Origin of the sequence: Shewanella sp. MMG014, from assembly GCF_018100775.1 — a bacterium.
Classification (GTDB): domain Bacteria; phylum Pseudomonadota; class Gammaproteobacteria; order Enterobacterales; family Shewanellaceae; genus Shewanella; species Shewanella japonica.
Map to the genome: position 1 here is coordinate 165,103 of NZ_JAGJDZ010000002.1, position 20,066 is coordinate 185,168.

Sequence of the window (20,066 nt, forward strand, 5' to 3'; positions counted from 1 at the left end):
ACTAGGCTAAAATGGCTCCTCATTCAGGAGCCATTTTTTATTGTTATGAGTAAATTTATTATCCAAGTTAATGGCACAGTTTATGGGTCTACTGCCAGTTTTAGAGCGCTTCGTTTTACTGAAAGTGTTTTATCACTAGGTCATCAAGTCAGCCATATCTTCTTTTATCAGCAAGGTGTATTCAACAGTAATAGCCTCGTTTGCCCAGCATCTGATGAGCATGATTTACACCGCGCTTGGACTAAACTGGCATCAGAACATAATGTCAAATTAGTCAATTGCGTCTCTGCTGCATTAAGGCGTGGAGTTCTATCGGCACAAGATGCATTAGAAAATGACAAGCAGCAATATAATGCTAGTGAACAATTTACTATGGGTGGTTTAGGTGAGTTAGTCACGGGTATTGAGCAATCAGACAGATTGCTTTGCTTTTAGTGATGCATACAGGAATGGATATGAAAAAAATCTGCGTCATCTTCAGAAAAAGCCCTATTGGAAATACATCCAGTCGTGAAGGCTTAGACTTTGCTATGCTCAGTGCAAGTTTCGAGCAAGAAGTCAGTATTATATTTACCGATGAAGCTGTACTGCATTTACTGCCTGAACAACAACCTGAACTTGTGGGAAGTAAAGATTACCTGTCGACTTTCAAAGCATTAAGTTTATACGATATTGATACTGTTTTAGTCTGCCGAGATTCAGCAGTACAATTTGGTATTACAGCTAAAGATTTTAACTTTGAAGCTGAATTAGCCTCAGAAAAACACATCCAAACTTTAATTCAGCAAGCAAATGAAGTGGTGGTGTACTAATGATATTGCACCTAATACAACACTCAGCAACGACAGATAACGCACTAACCTGCTGTTTACGATACATCGCAGAGCAAGACAGCATCTTGTTATCAGACGATGCTATAAACTGCTTACTTAATCATGAGTGGCAACAGCGATTATCAAACATCAAAATTTACGTGTTAATTGAAGATATTGACGCAAGAGGATTAGGCGCTCGCCTACCTCAGACAAACAATATTAAGGTTATCGATTATGACCAGTTTGTACTGGCCACATTGGAACATACGAAGGTGATCACTTGGTAAACTCATTTGACTTTAACGGTCAGCAAATCGAAGTTGATGCTAAAGGTTATTTAAAAAATTATACCGATTGGAAAGCTGATATGGCGCCTATTCTAGCGGCCACAGAAGACATTGTCCTAACAGAGCAACATTGGGAAGTCATAAACTTCGTTCGTAATTTTTACTTAGAATACAAAACTAGCCCAGCTATTCGTGTTTTAGTAAAAGCGATAGGTCAAGCATTAGGCCCAGACAAAGGTAATTCTAAATACCTTTACACATTATTCCCTATTGGCCCCGCAAAGCAAGCAACCAAAATAGCCGGCTTACCAAAACCCGCGAAATGCATTTAACCTACTAGGTGACTTCAACAAGCCTGACACTTATTCTTTCAGGCTTTTTTAATTGTGTCGTTATCGCACAAGCTAACGGGTTAACGGGTAAATATCTTCAATATAAGCTTAAATAAACTAAGCAATTGGCAAATGATCACGTCCAGGTTTAACCACATTACTATCCCCTACTCGACTGTCGTTAAGGGCCATACCATAATTGTCACGACAATACTGGCATGGGCTCATGGTGTTAATTAACCGACCACGCTTACTGTACTTACGAATATAGGCATGAGAAATAGTGACAGTTTGTTGAGTTAATAAACTGATATCTGCAACTTTATCTTTTAGATCAATAACAGCTGCATCCTCAGCACAATGCCGATCATTAGCTCGTCCCCAACCAATAAACTCATTACCCACTTCATCAACATACTTTGCAGCAACCCATGGCCCACTATGATGACCTGTTGGCTCTCCATTAGGTAAGTAAGAAGGTTTATTGGCAAGTTGATATGGAATTAATTCCAGTGGGTCATCAGGTGGTTGCTCACAGCTAACTTCAAGAGCCGATTGAGGCTGTTGTGTAACGAAGAAGTGATGGTTATGACTTAACTTAACGTCACGTAATTTAGCCACTAGTTCTGCATTGGGTTTACGAGTATCGACTTCAACAATTCGTAATATACTTGCTTGGCTACCATTACGGGCGATTATTTTGTCACCCGTTTTTAATGATGCTGCAGTGATCCATTGTTTGTTGAAATTACAGAAGATATGAACTTGATCGACATACATTAGGGTGGTGATGTCATCTATGGTGTATTTAATTTCTAGCATGAACTCGTTGATTAAGTTTAGTGTTAAATGCTGAAAAGCATTTTAGCATTAAAAACTCGACAGCGTTTACCTGCACTAATAAACAAGAGTGAATCAATACAAGCGAATCAAATTAAACCACTTTTGATGACAAGTACATTGCACATCCTTACCGCCTAACAAAGCGCAAAAACTATCACTATCATCACTATCACTTACAATAAACTGAATCTAAATCACTGAATGAGCCAAGCGCTGGCAATGAGAAACACACTAAAAGTCCAGTAAAGATAAATACAAGGATCAATACCAATTTTGCGTGTCCTTTACCTCGATTAGGATTTAGAACAAGCAAATAAATGGTTACGTGAAGATTGAATTAATTGATTAAACTCAGATGCTGATTGAAGATGGTTCTCTACAAAATGTTGATCTAAAAAATATGGAAACTTATCAGCTTTATTAACCAATAACTGATAACGCGTAGTGGCATGTTGCACATACGGAGACAAACTTGTCTGCTCAGCACCTTCACATTGCTCGGAATAAAGCGTTAATAGCTTAGATGCGATAGCAATTTCATTCGGGTAATCATTTATCTCATCTTGAAGTTGAGCTCGGGTTGCTTGAAAACTTGCTAATCCGTATCCGCATACAAAAACAACCAATAACGACATTCTTTTCACTTATTTTTGATCCGTAATAAAAAGGAGAATCTGGCTATTCGAAAAACTGACTTAAATTAAGCAGCGGCCTCGATAAAGTCATAAATTGTATGCTTTAGGCACTAATAACCTTTTATGAGAATCTCCTTTATACTCCTTAACAATGGTCAAATGAAGCGCGTCGTTGCAATTCCACATTTTCTCCATATTGTTTGCAGAGGTTGACGAATTTGTGCATTTCACTTATCCATTCATGCTATGTAAATCCAATAAATCACAGTGTTCATATTGAAATTTGTTATTTCAGCACGTGTTAACTTCATTAAATCAGATTTTACTTTGCGCTATTTTATTTATGGCATAAAAAAACCAAACACAGGGTTTGGTTTTTTTTGCAAAGAAAACTGGCTTACAGAATGTTAAGCCACTTTATTAGCTAATTGCATTAGCCAATCTTCTCTAAGCCACGCATATAAGGGCGCAATACTTCAGGGATCGTGATTGAACCGTCCGCATTTTGGTAGTTTTCAAGAATCGCAACGACAGTACGTCCAACAGCTAAACCCGAACCATTTAATGTATGCAGTAATGTCGGCTTTTTATCATTAACGCCACGGTAGCGAGCTTGCATGCGACGAGCTTGGAAATCCTTCATGTTAGAACAAGAAGAAATTTCACGATAAGTATTTTGTGCAGGAAGCCAAACTTCTAGATCGTAGGTTTTAGCAGCGCCAAAACCCATGTCGCCAGTACATAAAATCATTGTGCGGTAAGGTAAGCCTAACCCTTGTAATACTTTTTCAGCATGGCCTGTTAACTCTTCAAGTGCTGCCATAGAATCTTCAGGCTTAACAATTTGAACCAGTTCTACCTTGTCAAACTGATGTTGACGTATAAGGCCACGTGTATCACGGCCATATGACCCTGCTTCACTACGGAAACATGATGTTAATGCCGTCATTTTTAATGGTAAATCCGCTTCATCGATAATCGTGTCACGAACCATGTTAGTTAATGGAACTTCAGCAGTAGGAATTAAGCTTAGTCCTTGGCCTTCTTCAGTAGCAGGTTTTGTGTGGAATAAGTCTTCACCAAATTTTGGTAGCTGACCTGTACCTAATAAGCTTTCTTCATTGACTAGAAGTGGTACATACATTTCAGTATAACCATGGTTTTCAGTATGAAGATCTAGCATGTACTGACCGACAGCTCGAGTTAAACGAGCGATTTGACCTTTCATGACAATGAAACGAGAACCGGTAATTTTAACGGCACTTTTAAAGTCTAAACCATCTAAGCCTTCGCCAAGATCTAAGTGATCCTTGATTTCAAAATCAAATTTAGTCGGCTCACCCCAAGTGCGAACTTCAACGTTATCATTTTCGTCAGCGCCTGCTGGTACTTCATCATCAGGTAAGTTAGGCATGCTCATCGCAATACCATTTAGCTCTGCTAATAACGCTGCTAGTTCTGATTTCTTCGCATCGAGCTGAGAACCTAAGTCACCCACTTTCGCCATGATTTCACTAACATCTTCGCCACGAGACTTTGCTTGACCAATGGATTTAGAGATTGCATTACGGGATGCTTGTAATTCTTCTGTTTCCACTTGTAGCGACTTACGTGTTTCTTCTAAAGCAGTTAAGCGGCTAACATCAAGGATAAAGCCACGTCGTGCTAAAAGCTCAGCTGTGACTTCAAGTTCGTTACGCAAAAATTTTGGATCTAACATGTTATATATTCTTAATAGTTAAATGCGAGAAAATACTAGCTGCTGACCGACATACACCATGAATATACATAGGATGACATTCAACAACACGTTGAGAATTGCTTTAATGAAGAGTCCCTCTTGCATTAGCAATAATGTTTCATTGGAAAAAGTCGAGAATGTGGTTAAAGCACCTAAAAGGCCAACTCCGACCATCGCTTTTAGCTCTGGGCTTAAATGCGAGGTTTCGAGACTAATGGCATATACAATGCCCATTATGAATGATCCCAATATATTGACCAACAGTGTACCAAAAGGAAAACTGCTTCCAAATAGCTGAAGCATTAAAATTGAAATAACATAGCGAAAAACTGCTCCAATAGAGCCGCCGAGTGCCACAAACATGATATTGGTCAAGCTAATCATATCGTTTTACCTCACTTGTTCTGTCAAGTTCAGCCAAATGGACCAATTTATCTTTTATCCGTTTTTCAAAACCACGTTCTGTTGGATAGTAAAATTGGCTGTCTTGTAATGATTCTGGGAAGTAATTTTCCCCTGGAGCATACGCGCCAGGTTCATCATGAGCGTAGCGATATTCTGCCCCCAATCCCATATTTTTCATTAGTTGAGTTGGTGCATTTCGTAGATGATCTGGCACTGATTCATGGCCTGACTCACGTGCTAATGCTCTTGCGGCTTTAAAAGCAGTATAAACGGCATTACTTTTTGGGGCACTTGCCATATACACTATCGCTTGTGCAATTGCTCTTTCACCTTCTGCAGGTCCCACTCGGTGGAAGCAATCCCAAGCGTTTATCGCAATATTCATTGCCGTTGGATCTGCATTGCCGATATCTTCTGAAGCGATTGCTAGCAATCGTCTTGCAACATATAGCGGATCGCCGCCACCTTCCAATATACGACAATACCAGTATAAAGCGGCATCGGGAGCGGAACCGCGAACTGATTTATGCACTGCCGAAATTAAATCGTAAAATTGATCGCCATTTTTGTCATAAGCTGCCATTTGGTGCCCAGCAACTTGCGTCAACATGTCTGGTGTAAAACTGCCATTATCGTCAACCAAGTCACTCATTAACTCTAATAAGTTTAATGCTTTTCTCGCATCGCCATCTGAAATGCTGGCTAATTGCTGCATCACGTCATCTGGCATAACAAAATGACGAGTACCAAAGCCACGCTCTTCGTCCGTTAAGGCTTGCTGGATAATTGTAGCAATGTCTTGGTCAGAAAGTGGTTTGATTAAATAGACTCTTGCTCGAGATAACAACGCGTTGTTTAACTCAAATGAAGGATTTTCCGTGGTGGCACCAACAAAAATAACCGTGCCATCTTCAATAAAGGGTAAAAATGCATCTTGTTGGCTTTTATTAAAGCGGTGTACTTCATCAACAAACAATAAAGTACGTTGGCCTCTGCTTTGTGCCACGGCTTGAGCTTGTTCTATAGCCGCTCGAATTTCTTTTACACCAGACGTTACAGCAGAAATTCGCTCAACATGCGCGTTCGCATAATGGGCAACGAGCTCTGCTAGGGTAGTTTTACCCGTTCCTGGTGGCCCCCAAAGTAACATTGAGTGAGCACGATTGGCTTCAAGAGCTTGCCTTAAAGGTTGACCTTCACCTAATAGATGAGACTGCCCGACATACTCACTGATATCCCTTGGACGCATTCTAGCAGCCAATGGGCGAAAGTCAGGGGCAAAGTCAAATCCTAAATTAGCCACTATGATTTATCGCTCTGATTGACGCTGATCATCAATATCGACATCTGTTGGGATAACAAACTCAAACAACCCCTTTTCTTCTGTTGATACATTAGTCTGTTCGCTTAAAGCAAATTGACTATGATTACCTTGCTGATCAAGTAAGCTAAAATCACTAATGCCTGAATCGTTAAAGCACACAGTGACAGTCACAACAGACGTATCCAATGATTTAGGCTTAATCAAATAACACGCTTTACCAGACTCTGGTTGCACTTGGCTAACATGGTATTGTTGCCATGTACTCTCATCTCGATGTACCAATAATGCGATTGGCGATGCTTCAACTGCATCAGCAAAATCCATTACCGTCACCTCTTCTGCAAACGGGTTATATATCCATAAATCAGAGCCATCAGCGACGATTAATGACTCATCAGGTTCAGTCAAATGCCAAAAGAATTTATTGGGGTATGCTAATGCAAAGATGCCACTACCACTTTGAATAACTTTGTCGTTAATATCTGTGACTTCTTGTGTAAAATTCGCTTTTAATGATTCAAGTTGTTCCAATTTGCTACGCAATGCTTGTGAATCATCTGCCATCACGTTAGCAGATAGCAACAAGGCTACCATTGAAATTACACCAACACTTTTTGTCATATTGTTTCCTACTACTTGTTTGAGGTGCAGAACGCTTATTACACACTACCTCATATTTGAGGTACCATTGCCAATCAGGTTAATGTTAGCCTCTAGGCGGTGGTGGCGCTAATACTTCACGATTTCCGTTATGGCCTTGTGTACTGACAATCCCCTGCGCTTCCATCATCTCGATGATTCTAGCGGCTCGGTTATATCCAATTTTAAACTTACGTTGCACACTGGATATTGAGCCACGACGCGTTTCAGTAACAAATGCCACTGCCTCGTCATAAAGTTGATCGGTATCGTCATCAGTCTCAGCTGTTTCACCTGGCAGTAATACTTGTTCACCTTCGCTTACGCCATTTAGAATTTCATCAACATATTGTGGTTTACCTCGTGCATGCCAATCAGCAACCACTTTGTGCACTTCGTGATCGTCAATAAACGCGCCGTGAACACGAATAGGAACGCTTGTCCCTGGTGGCAAATAAAGCATGTCACCCATGCCAAGTAAGGTTTCTGCACCTTGTTGATCTAAAATGGTTCGAGAGTCAATTCTTGAAGAAACTTGGAAAGCTATCCGTGTTGGAACGTTGGCTTTAATCAAACCAGTAATCACATCCACAGAAGGTCTTTGGGTTGCTAGTATCAAATGAATACCCGCAGCTCGCGCTTTTTGGGCAATACGAGCAATCAACTCTTCTACCTTTTTACCAACAATCATAATCATGTCGGCAAACTCATCAACCACAACGACTATTGAAGGTAATTTATCTAACTCAGGCGCTTGTTCATCCATGCTTTCCGATGATTTCCACAACGGGTCAACGATCGGAGTGCCAGCTTCTTTAGCCAGTTTAATCTTGGTGTTGTAGCCTTTAAGGTTACGTACACCCAGCGCCGACATTAATTTATAACGGCGTTCCATTTCCCCAACACACCAACGCAGCGCATTGGCTGCTTCTTTCATGTCGGTGACAACTTCACAAAGTAAGTGCGGAATGCCTTCATAAACCGACAGTTCCAACATTTTCGGGTCAATCATGATAAAGCGAACATCATCAGGACCAGATTTATAAAGGATACTGGTGATCATGACGTTAACACCTACAGACTTACCCGAGCCTGTAGTACCCGCTACTAATAAATGCGGCATTTTACCTAAGTCAACAACAACAGGGTCGCCCGCGATGTCTTCACCCAGCACCATAGATAAGTTCGACTGGCTTTCATCAAAGGTTTTACTGTCAAGCACATCTCGCATAAAGACCGTTTCACGGAATTTGTTAGGTAACTCTAACCCAACATAGGCTTTTCCTGGAATGACCTCTACAACACGAACACTTTCAGCAAGTAGAGAGCGCGCTAAATCCTTAGAAAGGTTTGTAATTTTCGAGGCTTTAACACCTGGTGCAAGTTCAAGTTCAAACCTTGTCACAACCGGTCCTGGGAATACGCCAACCACGTTTGCGACAATGTTAAAATCAGCTAATTTAGTTTCAACAAGCCTTGCAACTATATCTAGCTCATCTTTAGTTATTGGGTTTTCTTTACGATCAGGTACATCTAATAAACTGATACTCGGTAATGGCGGCATTGCCACTCTTGGCTGACTCGTGACCACTTGCGGCTCTTGACCAGGAATAACAATGATCCCCTCGGCAACATACGGTTTTTCAGCTGCACTTGCTTGAACGGGTTCGCTTTCAGTAGAAGCCACAGAATCTGATACCGAGTCTGATTGCTGGTTTTTAACCGCAGCAGCCATAACCGTTGCACCAATAGACGTCGTACGTTCAAACTCATCGCCAAACTCAGCAACACTGTTTTGTTGGTTCTGTTGAGTAAGGTCAACCGCTGGAGCATCACCTGTTGCGGCCCACGCGGGCGTGTCATCAGCTACAATAGCGTCATTTGTGTTTAATTGAGGTTCGACTCTGCCCTGCTCATTTATATTTGCCTGAGCCTGCTCTGAGTCATTCATATATTCGTCATCCAAAGCATCATTTACTTGTTGACGACGTGGTGAAAGTTTAGATTTTAAACGCGAGAAAACCGAAGGTTTATCTACGCTATTATCTTCATCAACGTAAACGGAATCATGGTTTGATTCTTCGTTGTCGGCGGTGAACTGAGGTTCTAGTTTTCCGCCATATTCACGTGTCGTTGCAGGGGTAATTTGATTGACGCCCTGACTTTCATCATGTTGTGGTGCACTGAATTGCGTATTACCGTCAGCAGTTACATTGGCATTGTCACGACCCTGCTTGAATTTATCGACAACAGACAAGAAACCTCGCGTGTCTTCTGTTTCTGTATTTCCAGAAAAGTAGGTAGGCAAACTTATAATTTTTTTGACACACCATATCGTGCCGTAACCTGTGCCTTCAATGACCGTGAGCCAGCTAATACCTGTCGCTAATGTAAAGCCTGCACCAATAAAGCAAAGCAACAAGAGTGTCGTGCCAAGATTATTAAAGTAAGGCAGCATAGCTTGGCCAATGACATCTCCCGCAACACCACCTGCTGAAAAAACATAAATATCATCAGCATTCATACTCGCTAACGCAGCTAAGGCTAATACCATAAGCATGAATCCAATGATTCTTAATCCAACCGAAAAGTAGTCAATTTCAAACAATTTATGAGTTCGGTTGAATATGAACCAACCTGTTGCCGCAATAATGATGGGAATAAGGTAAGCAATAAAGCCAAAAAAGTAGAACAAGACATCTGCAGTCCACGCGCCCACTGCACCAGTTAAATTACTGATTTCCCCTTGATAATGGGACTGGCTCCAGCCTGGATCATTCGGGTCAAAGCTACTTAAAGCTAAAAGGATATATGTTGCTGTCATGCAACAAATGATTAGGCCACCTTCAAGAAGACGCTGTAGACCACTAAGTGTTTGAAGACTATTTCCCTGAGACAAACGAAAACACCTGAATATGAATTAAATAAGAATGATAACAATAACAGAATATCAATGACGTTGCAGTGATTATGCAATGCTTGAAAGCCAAGCTCAACCTAATGTTTTCATATAGATGCCTGCATAACCAATATTTAATTAACAAAGGGATTTTGGAGTAAAAAGTAAGCAATTTAGGCGGTAAAAAGCCAAGAAGTGGGATTTTAGATAAAAAAATAAAGGGCAACGCCCTTTATTTTATTTGGTCAGAAAGTTTAGTAGCTATCTGCTAATAAATTTAATGCGACTTTATTAGTTTGTTTGACTTCTTCCATGACCACGTAAGTACGAGTATCAGAAACTGATGGCAACTTAAGTAGTGTCTCACCTAATAAACGACGATATGCCGACATGTCAGATACTCGAGTCTTCAGTAAATAATCAAAGTCACCAGAAACTAGATGACACTCTTGAATATCATCTAACAACTGAACTGCTTTGTTGAAGCGCTCAAAAATATCGGGCGTATCTCGTGTTAACGTGATTTCCACAAAGACAAGTAAAGATGCACCAAGATAATGCGGGTTAACTAATGCTGTATAGCCATTAATATAACCTTGTTTTTCAAGACGCTTAACTCGCTCTAAACAAGGAGTCGGACTTAACCCAACTCGCTTGGATAACTCCACGTTTGATATGCGACCATCAACTTGAAGTTCATTGAGGATATTACGGTCAATCCGATCTAAATCTTTTACAGAATTTTTTTTATTATTTGCCATATTATTAACCTTGCTTTAGCACAAAAACAACATATTCATCTTTTAATGTGTAAAGTTTAGCAGCATAAACTGCGTCTAGGGCACTATACTAGACTTCCCTGAAATAAGCACGTTCAGGCGACCGAATATAATAACAATTGAGATGTCGACACCGACAAATTTAAATAGAGGCACAAAATGATTATTGGTATCCCTACTGAAATCAAAAACCACGAGTACCGTGTAGGTATGGTTCCTTCAAGCGTTCGTGAATTAACGATTAAAGGCCATGATGTATTCGTTCAATCTAATGCCGGTATGGGCATTGGCTTTACCAACCAAGATTATATTGACGCTGGTGCTTCTATCTTAGAAACAGCTGCAGAAGTCTTTGCTCAGTCAGACATGATTGTCAAAGTAAAAGAGCCGCAAGCTGTTGAACGCGCTATGCTTCGTGAAGATCAAATCCTATTTACTTACTTGCATTTAGCTCCGGATATGCCGCAAACAGAAGACTTAATTAAGAGTAAGTCTGTCTGTATCGCATATGAAACTGTCACTGATGATCGTGGCGGCTTACCGTTACTTGCTCCAATGTCAGAAGTTGCTGGACGTATGTCGATTCAAGCTGGTGCACGCGCACTTGAAAAGTCTTTAGGTGGTCGCGGTATGTTACTTGGTGGTGTTCCAGGTGTTGAGCCAGCTAAAGTCGTGATAATTGGCGGCGGTATGGTCGGCACTAATGCTGCGCAAATGGCTGTGGGTATGGGCGCAGACGTTGTTGTGCTTGATAGAAGTATCGATGCCTTACGTCGTTTAAACGTGCAATTTGGCTCTTCAGTTAAAGCGATTTACTCAACAGCTGATGCAATTGAACGTCATGTTCTAGAAGCGGATCTTGTTATTGGTGGTGTCCTAGTTCCTGGCGCTGCAGCCCCTAAATTAGTGACTCGCGACATGATTTCACGCATGAAAACAGGTAGTGCGATTGTCGATGTAGCTATTGACCAAGGTGGTTGTGTTGAAACGTCGTACGCAACAACTCACCAAGAGCCAACTTACATTGTTGATGATGTTGTTCATTACTGTGTTGCCAACATGCCTGGTGCCGTTGCACGTACATCAACTTTCGCACTCAATAACGCTACACTGCCTTATATCATTAAGTTAGCGAACTTAGGTTACAAAGCAGCGTTATTAGACGACAAGCATTTATTAAATGGCTTAAACGTTATTCATGGCAAGCTTGTCTGCAAAGAAGTTGCAGAAGCATTAGAACTTGAATTTACTGAGCCTAAAAGCATGCTAGCGTAAACAATATCAGCTTGATTTAGTTGATTAAATCATATTTAAAAGCCGCTAATTAAGCGGCTTTTTTTATTCCCTTTCCGGTTATACCTAAGCTAAACACGTCTTACTTTTTATTCCAAAATGCATAAACTTCTCAATTTTTAAACACATTAAATGCCATTGAAAAGCGCGTTTAATGCACTCCACGTACACAAAAAACACGGCTTTAATACGCAACATAAAGTGCATCAATTTGTATCAATCGTTTGTTTTACACTCAGCTAACACGTGTTAATCTTTTTATTAGCTATTGCTTAAGTAAATAATTTGATAATTCTGCTCTTGACAGCATTTTTAGTGTTTTTTGATTAAGCGTTTAAAGGAAGCCTTGTAAGTCAATGCTGGTAAGGGTTTCAAAAAATACAACAAATAAAACACGCCAAATCATCACGTTAATCATCCTAATAGTGTTTTCTACTGAGTTAGTTTTTTTGAACAGAATTTTAAACTGTTGGAAAAATGACTGATTTTAACTACAATTTGGACTCATTTTTACCATTTCAGTGATTAAGTTATGTGGCTACAAAAGCAAGTACAACTCGCATCAAAAACACGTGGATTTCATATCGTCACAGACGAAATTCTCAATCAAATCCCCGAACTTAATCAGCTAAAAGTTGGTTTAATGCATGTCTTTTTACAACACACTTCCGCTTCCATCACAATCAATGAAAATGCAGATCCAAGTGTAAGGCAAGATTTTGAATCTTACTTCAACCGTGTCGCTGCAGAAAATGAGCCTTATTATATTCATACCTATGAAGGCAGTGACGACATGCCCGCTCATTTAAAGTCTAGCTTATTAGGTTGCCAAGTAACCATACCGATTAAAAATGGCCAACTTGAGCTAGGCACCTGGCAAGGAATATATCTTGGAGAACATCGTAACCATGGCGGACGTCGGCGTTTACTGGTTACTATAAATGGTGAGTAAAATGTCTGATAGTCATCGAAAGCGGTGTTATATCGATTTTATAAGGCGACATATCACAGTTAAATAACATCAAGTATTAAGGGTTATCTAAGCTTAGTTTATTTCAGTATTTATTTAGTTAGCTTAAGAGCAAAATTGTTTTTCAACTAATGCTAAAAACTCCTGTTGCGGCATTGGTTTATAAAAAAAGTAACCTTGAATATCGTCGACTTTTTGCGTTTTAACGAAATCTAACTGAGTTTGTGTTTCAACGCCTTCAGCTGTAACAGTTAACTCTAAAGCATTACTCATACTCGCAATGGCTTCTACTAATGCTTTATGCCGTGCGCCCTGTTCAATTTTTTGGATAAACGCTTTATCAATTTTTATCTGATCAACTGGGAAGTTGGCAAGATAAGATAACGATGAGTAACCAGTGCCGAAGTCATCGACCGATATTTTAATTCCCCACTCCCTTAATCGTATGAGTAAGGTTTCAATATTTTGATGCTGGTCCATCATTAGCGACTCGGTAATTTCCAAGGTTAATAACTCAAACGGAAATGCGGTTTTGCATGATTGTTCACTGCAGGATTTGATTGAATCAATAAATTGATGTTGTAACTCATCATTTAAGAATTCGCAGGTCGATACATTGACCGACAGTGCAATAGGCGTATTTTGTTCAACAAATTGATTAATCAGCTTGATGGCTTTTTCTCTAACCCACTTTCCAATTGGTACGATTAAACCCGAATGCTCAGCTATAGGAATAAACTCCTCAGGTGACACAAACTCACCGTGAAGCTTCCAGCGCAATAGAATCTCAGCCTTAGCAATATGAGTATTTTGAGTCGACACTATTGGCTGAAAGTACAATTCAAACCCTTTCTCATTTAATGCCTTAGTCATCTCCATTTGCAAATAAGCGGTACGTTCAGCATTTTGCTGCATTGTCTTATTAAAAAACTGATAACCGTTACGACCGGTTAACTTAACGTCATACATCGCTTGGCTGGCACAATTGACCAAAGATTCAACAATGGTAGAGTCTTCAGGGTATCGAGAAATACCAATACTAATAGAGGGGTGAACTTGTTGATTATCTATATTAATTTTATCAGTCACCACTTGGTTGATATCTTTGGCAATGCTGATTAGATCTGAGGTAGAGATTTTGCCAGGAATGAATAAACCAAATTCATCACCCGCGATTCTAGCTAATAAGCCATTTGAAGGAGCGACATTGGCTAAACGGTTTGATACTTCTTTTAGTAATACGTCGCCATTTTCATGTCCCAAACTATCGTTAATCTGTTTGAAATTATCAATATCCATTAATAGAACACTACAAGCCGCCCCTTTTTGATGGGTACGCTCTATTTGCCAAACATAGTCATAGATTTTATCTAAGAAACAACGACGATTAGCTAAACTCGTTAATGCATCGTTATTTGCTTGAAAATGGATCAAACGATTTGCATTTTTGTGCTCGCTAATATCAGTAATAAGCCAAGAAAAACAATTCTGTTCACCATGATAATCCCTGAAAGTGGTGACCGTAACATCAGCATCAAAGGTTTGCCCATTTCGCTTATAAGCAAGTAACTCACCTTGCCAAGTATTGCCACGATGAATGTTCTTCAGCATTGACTCCAGTACTACCGGATCGGATTGCTCAAAAAAAACATTAGGATCGAAACATTGCTTGTCAGCAGTAAAGTCTCTCGTGATGGTTTTGAACATAGGGTTAACGGACAAAATTGAATGTTCATCATTGGTGATAATCAAGCCCATTGGCAGTTTATTAAATATACGGCTAGTTAATCGTTGTAAATGCAGCCCCTGACTACGCTCTATGGCAAGGCTTCCAAGCTTTGCAGCTTCTTGTATTAACTCAAGATCAACGCCAGCAGGAGATTTAATCGTATCGTAATACATGGCAAAAGTACCAAGTACATTGCCATGGGTATCGATAATAGGCTCTGACCAACACGCTTTTAACCCTGCTTTAAGCGGTAGTTCTTTATAGGCGGCCCAATTGGGGTGATTTGCAATATCTTCAACAATGACACGTTTTTTGGTTGCAGCAGCAGCGCCGCATGAACCAACATCAATACCGATTTCAACACCATGAATTGCTTGGTTATATTCTTCAGGTAAACTTGGAGCAGCACCAGTCAGTAATCTTTTTTTATCATTGCTTAGCAATAATACTGAGGCTTTAGTACCGATTTTTTGCGCTTCTATGGAAAGGACTAATGAATGGAGGATTTCTCTGAGTGGTGACCCATCTAAAACCATAGAAAGTATCGTACTATAACGCACGATACTTGATGAACGATGACTTAGTACGGCATGTTCTTCAATATTCATTGGTTGAAATTGGGCACTTTCCATAGAGCTCCTTAGCATTACAGCTAGCCTATAATACTAGTTTTTATTTTTAATTTACTATTGAGATTATTCATAAAAACAAAGAAGATCAACCAAAGTATTACTAAAATTTAACATCTCTATCTGGGACAAACACCTAGCTAGTATGATTCTCTTACAAAAATATGCTTTGGTATATTTTGTTCTTAGAAGAACAAAAAAAGCAGTAATGTCTGCTAACATGACTGCTTTGATAACTTGTTTTAAATTAAAACAACTGAGTTTACGCTTCGCTAACGCGTTCCATTCTCGCTAAGTAAAAACCATCAAACCCGTGCTCTGAAACTAAAATTTCTTCATCATCGATAAAGCTAAAATGCGGGTTAGCGGCTAAAAATGCATCGACTTGATTACGATTTTCATCAGGCATAATTGAGCAAGTTGCATAAACCAATATACCGCCAACTTTCACCATTCTGCTGTAGCTTTGCAAAATATCTTTCTGTAATTCCATTAGAATAGGTAAACGTTCAGGCGTATCTCGCCATTTTGCATCTGGATTACGTTTTAACACACCTAAACCAGAGCATGGTACGTCTAACAGTACGCGATCAGCCGTTAACTTTAGGCGTTTAATTGTTTTACTGCTGGCAATAATTCGAGTCTCAACATTGTGAGCACCTGCTCTTCTCGCACGTGCTTTTAAATTGTCGAGTTTCCATTGTTCAACGTCCATTGCTAGCAAACGGCCTTTACCTTGCATTTGCGCTGCAATATGTAAGGTTTTACCACCAGCGCCAGCGCAAGCATCTACAACACGCATCCCCGGTTTAGCGTCGACTGCTGCTGCAACTAATTGAGAACCCGCATCTTGTTGCTCAAAAAAGCCTTCTTTAAACGCTGCCGTTTTAAATAATGCTGAATCAGATCGCACTTCTAATGCACTCTCAACACCTTCGACTTCGTTGGTTGCTACCAGCTCTCTTGTTAAACGTTGCTTTAACTCTTCACGACTCGCTTTTAAACTATTCGCTCGAATATAACGTTTTGGAGGCATTGCTAATGCAGCACGCTCAGCTGGCCATTTTTCGCCAAGTTGCGCAGCGCCAATATCATCTAACCATTCAGGACAACCGTCCCACAGTGCTGGTTTAGTTTTCGCTTCAGCGAGTTTCTGCGCAAAATCATCTTGATCAACGGGTAAAGCATATTCCATTTTCGGTAGATCTAATTCATGAAACAAATGCCAGCCATTTAATAATTTCGAGCCCATACGTTCGATATCAGAAGCTTGTATATCTACAAGTTCACAATATAAGTTTAGTCGACGCAGGATATCGCCCGTTACCGTTGTAATTCGCGCAAGCTCTGCTGGCGGTAATTGACGGCCTGAGAAATTGTGAGAGTATGCTCTATCTAATGGTTTACCATCAGTTAACACCATGGTTAGCACATCGATTACCAGCTCAGAAGAACTGCCAGAAAGTGGAAAAGTCAGCATTGAAAATCTCACAGAATTATGGAAAAGAAATTTATATAGGAAAAGCGGATGGATCATAGGAGCTATCAGGCTGTAGCGCAAGTATTGATTATGATTTATCAGGCTTTAAGCCGAATTAACAAGGCCTAAGTAGAAAACTAAAAAGCAGCCATAAGGCTGCTTGTTAGTTACGACATAATTATCTAACTGAATTATGACATCTGAGCGCCTTTAGCACCGTAAAATACGATAAAAGCATAACAAACTACAGGCAATATAAATGCTGGTTGAATGCCCATTGAATCAGCCATGACACCTTGCAATAAAGGAATGATTGCACCACCAACAATAGCTAAACACAATATACCACTGCCTTGTGACGTGTGCGGCCCTAAATCTCTTAGTGCTAAACTGAAAATGGTCGGGAACATAATTGAATTAAATAACCCCACGGCTAAAATGGCATACATGGCAACTTCACCGCTGGTATACATTGCCACTAACACCAATATTGCGGCAACCAAACCATTAAAGGCTAATACTTTACCTGCAGCAATTTTTTGCATTACAGCTGAACCGATAAAGCGCCCTACCATAGCTCCGCCCCAATAATAGGTAATGTATTTAGCAGCATCAGCTTCTTGTAAGCCAACAATGTGCTCTTCACCTAAAAAATTAACTAAAAAGCTACCAATAGAGACTTCAGCACCAACATAAACAAAAATACCCACTGCACCTAATACTAGATGTAAGCTTTGTACCGCACTGGTTTTGCCTTTATAGCTCACTTCACCTGTGGTTTCTTGTTCTACGTGCTCTTCAATAACGGGTAAAGACAGTTTGGCAAAAATAATTGCTAAAATGGCTAGAGTGGCCGAAAGAAACAGATACGGCATTTTAACGACTTCAGCTTCGGCTTGAGCATGACTCATTTCCCCAACGGCACCTGTAGCGACCGATAAAATCAAGATAGCGCCAAAGTATGGCGCAACTGTCGTGCCTAGCGCATTGAAAGCTTGGGTTAAATTAAGACGGCTAGAAGCGGTTTCTTCGCTCCCAAGTGCATTTACATAAGGATTAGCAGCAACTTGTAAAATAGTAATCCCTGATGCCAATACAAAAAGTGCCCCTAAAAACAAACCATAAACGGCTAAATCAGCTGCAGGGTAAAACAACGCACAACCGAAGCTTGCAATAACTAATCCAGTAACGATACCGCGCTGGTAGCCGAGTTTTTTGACTAACTTACCCGCAGGTAAAGACACTAAAAAGTAAGCACCAAAAAAACAGAATTGAATCAGCATAGCTTCGGTATAGCTTAATGAAAATACAGCCTTTAAGTGCGGGATTAAAATGTCGTTAAGACACGTGATAAATCCCCACATGAAAAAGAGTGAGGTCAGCGAAACCAATGCAAACCGGTATTTTCCATCACCTGAATGGCTAACGGTCGTATTAGAACTAGAGATAGTAGAGGCCATATTCTTGTTACTCTTGTTATTGTGTAATGGTTGTTAATTGAATATATGAACAGCGATCGTGAGATCGCTATTTAAGATTTAATCAATCACAGCGAAGAAACAGTTAAATGCATCGAGAAAAACGCGATTGTTTTTATCTACAACTGCACTCGCCAAACCATGGTCAGTAATGACTTGGTTAATTGTAAAGTTCGAAACATCAAACTCGTGAGTTTTATTTGCCAGGTTAAATACCACTAACAAGGTTTGTGTTTCGAAATGACGTGTGAAAGCAAGAATAGGTTCACTGCTATCAATAAACTTAATGTCACCTGCAATTAATGCAGGGAAATCTTTGCGCCAAGCTAAGAAATGACGATATGCGTGTAAAGTTGAATTGCTATTTTGTTCCTGAACATCGACAGCTAACTGTTTGTGGACATCAGGTATGGGTAACCATGTTTGCTTACTTTGACTGAACCCTGCTTGCAAATGGGCATGATCCCAAGGCATAGGCGTACGACAACCATCTCGACCTTTAAACATTGGCCAGAATGTAATACCGAACGGGTCTTGTAATTGCTCATATTCAATAGGCGCTTCAGTTAAGCCCAGTTCTTCACCTTGGTAACTACACACACTGCCGCGAAGTGAAAACAACAAGCCATTTAGCATTTTGACTAAGTCAGGGTTCGCTTCACCTTTGCCCCATCGTGTCGCAACACGTTGAACATCATGATTACCAATAGCCCAACAAGGCCACCCATTTCCAATACTGGCTTCTAACTCTTCAACAGTTTGACGTATATAAGCAGCACTGAAATCATTGGTGAGTAATTCAAAGCTATATGCCATGTGTAAACGATCGTCACCTTGAGTATATTCTGCCATCGTCGCAAGCGAATCTTCAGATGAGACTTCACCTAAGGTCACTGCACCAGGATACTTATTGATCAATGCACGTAAATCTTCGATAAAACCAACCGTTTGTGGGCGAGTATTATTATAATAATGGTACTGATACGCGTAAGGGTTATCTTCGCTGAAACCTCGCCCTTGACGTTGATCTTTAGGTTTTGCAGGGTTATCTCGAAGTTGTTCATCATGGTAACAGAAGGTAATGGCATCTAAACGGAAACCATCGACACCTTTTTTAAGCCAAAACTCCACATTATCTAGAACCGCTTTTCTCACTTCTGGGTTATGAAAGTTAAGATCTGGCTGACTTTTAAGAAAGTTATGCAAATAATACTGCTGACGACGTGGTTCCCACTCCCAAGCACAACCACCAAAGATAGCTAGCCAGTTATTAGGTGCCGTTCCATCCTCTTGTGGATCTGCCCAAACATACCAATCGGATTTATCATTATCACGGCTTAATTTACTTTGCTTAAACCACGCATGTTCATCTGAGGTATGACTCAATACTTGATCAATAACCACTTTAATATTTAATTTGTGCGCTTTGGCGATTAACTCATCAAAGTCATTCATGGTGCCAAACATAGGATCAACATCGAGATAATCACTAATATCGTAACCAAAGTCTTTCATTGGAGACTTAAAAAAAGGAGATATCCATATCGCATCAACATTTAAGCTAGCAATGTAATCAAGTTTCGCAATAATTCCCTGTAAATCGCCTACTCCGTCGCCATTGGAATCCATTAAGCTTCGTGGATACACCTGGTATATCACTCCACCGCGCCACCATGATAACTGACTCATTGCACACCCTCTGTAATAAGAGAATTAACTATTAAACAACTTAGACATAGTTAACTCTTTGTTGCGACCCAGTAACGAGCCGTCATTATTATTTAATTG

Annotated in this window: 18 protein-coding genes; 6 read left to right on the forward strand and 12 right to left on the reverse strand. The window is 40.1% G+C overall.

Translation table 11 applies throughout. The features are described from left to right. Positions 1-45: 45 nt before the first annotated feature. The 4 genes from tusD to J8L86_RS03710 are packed head-to-tail and all read left to right on the forward strand — an operon-like array spanning position 46 to position 1,434. A complete protein-coding gene (gene tusD, locus J8L86_RS03695) occupies positions 46-435 on the forward strand; it encodes a sulfurtransferase complex subunit TusD (protein WP_065108005.1) in 390 nt (129 codons plus the stop codon). Positions 436-455: 20 nt separating this feature from the next. Next, positions 456-812, forward strand: a complete 357-nt coding sequence (gene tusC, locus J8L86_RS03700; RefSeq protein WP_065108004.1) for a sulfurtransferase complex subunit TusC — start codon at positions 456-458, stop codon at positions 810-812. Continuing rightward, complete coding sequence (tusB, locus tag J8L86_RS03705) at positions 812-1,102, forward strand: sulfurtransferase complex subunit TusB (RefSeq protein WP_055026033.1); 291 nt, start codon at positions 812-814, stop codon at positions 1,100-1,102. Before tusC ends, tusB begins: the two co-directional genes overlap by 1 nt. Next, positions 1,096-1,434 (forward strand): TusE/DsrC/DsvC family sulfur relay protein, encoded by a 339-nt coding sequence (locus J8L86_RS03710; RefSeq protein WP_065108003.1) that lies wholly within the window; start codon positions 1,096-1,098, stop codon positions 1,432-1,434. Before tusB ends, J8L86_RS03710 begins: the two co-directional genes overlap by 7 nt. A 117-nt stretch (positions 1,435-1,551) precedes the next feature. On the opposite strand, the gene J8L86_RS03715 is transcribed toward J8L86_RS03710, so the two are convergent. The 8 genes from J8L86_RS03715 to lrp form a co-directional block, all read right to left on the reverse strand. Next, positions 1,552-2,256: a hypothetical protein gene (locus tag J8L86_RS03715; RefSeq protein ID WP_211028763.1), complete on the reverse strand. Its 705-nt coding sequence runs from the start codon at positions 2,254-2,256 to the stop codon at positions 1,552-1,554. A gap of 314 nt (positions 2,257-2,570) precedes the next feature. Then, entirely contained in the window at positions 2,571-2,912 is a 342-nt protein-coding gene (locus tag J8L86_RS03720; RefSeq protein ID WP_065108001.1) for a hypothetical protein, read from the reverse strand. Positions 2,913-3,345: 433 nt separating this feature from the next. Beyond that, positions 3,346-4,632 carry a serine--tRNA ligase gene (gene serS, locus J8L86_RS03725; RefSeq protein WP_055026029.1) on the reverse strand — a complete coding sequence of 429 codons (1,287 nt, stop codon included), beginning with the start codon at positions 4,630-4,632 and terminating at the stop codon, positions 3,346-3,348. Positions 4,633-4,650: 18 nt separating this feature from the next. Further along, on the reverse strand, positions 4,651-5,028 hold the full coding sequence (gene crcB / locus J8L86_RS03730) for a fluoride efflux transporter CrcB (RefSeq protein ID WP_055026042.1): 378 nt from the start codon (positions 5,026-5,028) through the stop codon (positions 4,651-4,653). Position 5,029: 1 nt separating this feature from the next. Then, on the reverse strand, positions 5,030-6,361 hold the full coding sequence (locus J8L86_RS03735) for a replication-associated recombination protein A (protein ID WP_211028765.1): 1,332 nt from the start codon (positions 6,359-6,361) through the stop codon (positions 5,030-5,032). A 6-nt stretch (positions 6,362-6,367) separates the two neighbouring features. Next, positions 6,368-7,003: an outer membrane lipoprotein chaperone LolA gene (gene lolA, locus J8L86_RS03740; protein WP_211028767.1), complete on the reverse strand. Its 636-nt coding sequence runs from the start codon at positions 7,001-7,003 to the stop codon at positions 6,368-6,370. An 85-nt stretch (positions 7,004-7,088) separates the two neighbouring features. After that, entirely contained in the window at positions 7,089-9,920 is a 2,832-nt protein-coding gene (locus tag J8L86_RS03745) for a DNA translocase FtsK 4TM domain-containing protein (protein WP_211028770.1), read from the reverse strand. Between the two features lie 254 nt (positions 9,921-10,174). Then, a complete protein-coding gene (lrp, locus tag J8L86_RS03750) occupies positions 10,175-10,681 on the reverse strand; it encodes a leucine-responsive transcriptional regulator Lrp (RefSeq protein WP_055026025.1) in 507 nt (168 codons plus the stop codon). A 177-nt stretch (positions 10,682-10,858) separates the two neighbouring features. Between lrp and ald the strand changes: the two genes are divergently transcribed. Further along, positions 10,859-11,974, forward strand: a complete 1,116-nt coding sequence (gene ald, locus J8L86_RS03755) for an alanine dehydrogenase (RefSeq protein WP_055026024.1) — start codon at positions 10,859-10,861, stop codon at positions 11,972-11,974. 550 nt (positions 11,975-12,524) lie between these two features. Further along, on the forward strand, positions 12,525-12,944 hold the full coding sequence (locus J8L86_RS03760) for a secondary thiamine-phosphate synthase enzyme YjbQ (RefSeq protein ID WP_065107996.1): 420 nt from the start codon (positions 12,525-12,527) through the stop codon (positions 12,942-12,944). A 123-nt stretch (positions 12,945-13,067) separates the two neighbouring features. On the opposite strand, the gene J8L86_RS03765 is transcribed toward J8L86_RS03760, so the two are convergent. The 4 genes from J8L86_RS03765 to J8L86_RS03780 form a co-directional block, all read right to left on the reverse strand. Next, positions 13,068-15,323 carry an EAL domain-containing protein gene (locus tag J8L86_RS03765; protein ID WP_211028779.1) on the reverse strand — a complete coding sequence of 752 codons (2,256 nt, stop codon included), beginning with the start codon at positions 15,321-15,323 and terminating at the stop codon, positions 13,068-13,070. Between the two features lie 259 nt (positions 15,324-15,582). Further along, entirely contained in the window at positions 15,583-16,800 is a 1,218-nt protein-coding gene (locus J8L86_RS03770) for an RsmB/NOP family class I SAM-dependent RNA methyltransferase (RefSeq protein ID WP_211028780.1), read from the reverse strand. A 191-nt stretch (positions 16,801-16,991) separates the two neighbouring features. Next, on the reverse strand, positions 16,992-18,260 hold the full coding sequence (locus tag J8L86_RS03775; RefSeq protein WP_211028782.1) for a sugar MFS transporter: 1,269 nt from the start codon (positions 18,258-18,260) through the stop codon (positions 16,992-16,994). Positions 18,261-18,338: 78 nt separating this feature from the next. After that, positions 18,339-19,967, reverse strand: coding sequence for an alpha-glucosidase family protein (locus tag J8L86_RS03780; RefSeq protein ID WP_211028784.1), 1,629 nt, complete (start codon positions 19,965-19,967; stop codon positions 18,339-18,341). Positions 19,968-20,066: the final 99 nt, after the last annotated feature.

Bases quoted from the DNA above. Each gene is read 5' to 3' on its own strand.
- lolA (WP_211028767.1), bottom strand. From the start codon at position 7,003: ATGACAAAAAGTGTTGGTGTAATTTCAATGGTAGCCTTGTTGCTATCT.
- serS (WP_055026029.1), bottom strand. From the start codon at position 4,632: ATGTTAGATCCAAAATTTTTGCGTAACGAACTTGAAGTCACAGCTGAG.
- lrp (WP_055026025.1), bottom strand. From the start codon at position 10,681: ATGGCAAATAATAAAAAAAATTCTGTAAAAGATTTAGATCGGATTGAC.
- J8L86_RS03715 (WP_211028763.1), bottom strand. From the start codon at position 2,256: ATGCTAGAAATTAAATACACCATAGATGACATCACCACCCTAATGTAT.
- J8L86_RS03780 (WP_211028784.1), bottom strand. From the start codon at position 19,967: ATGAGTCAGTTATCATGGTGGCGCGGTGGAGTGATATACCAGGTGTAT.
- tusC (WP_065108004.1), top strand. From the start codon at position 456: ATGAAAAAAATCTGCGTCATCTTCAGAAAAAGCCCTATTGGAAATACA.
- J8L86_RS03765 (WP_211028779.1), bottom strand. From the start codon at position 15,323: ATGGAAAGTGCCCAATTTCAACCAATGAATATTGAAGAACATGCCGTA.
- J8L86_RS03770 (WP_211028780.1), bottom strand. From the start codon at position 16,800: ATGCTGACTTTTCCACTTTCTGGCAGTTCTTCTGAGCTGGTAATCGAT.
- tusD (WP_065108005.1), top strand. From the start codon at position 46: ATGAGTAAATTTATTATCCAAGTTAATGGCACAGTTTATGGGTCTACT.
- tusB (WP_055026033.1), top strand. From the start codon at position 812: ATGATATTGCACCTAATACAACACTCAGCAACGACAGATAACGCACTA.
- J8L86_RS03760 (WP_065107996.1), top strand. From the start codon at position 12,525: ATGTGGCTACAAAAGCAAGTACAACTCGCATCAAAAACACGTGGATTT.
- ald (WP_055026024.1), top strand. From the start codon at position 10,859: ATGATTATTGGTATCCCTACTGAAATCAAAAACCACGAGTACCGTGTA.
- J8L86_RS03720 (WP_065108001.1), bottom strand. From the start codon at position 2,912: ATGTCGTTATTGGTTGTTTTTGTATGCGGATACGGATTAGCAAGTTTT.
- J8L86_RS03775 (WP_211028782.1), bottom strand. From the start codon at position 18,260: ATGGCCTCTACTATCTCTAGTTCTAATACGACCGTTAGCCATTCAGGT.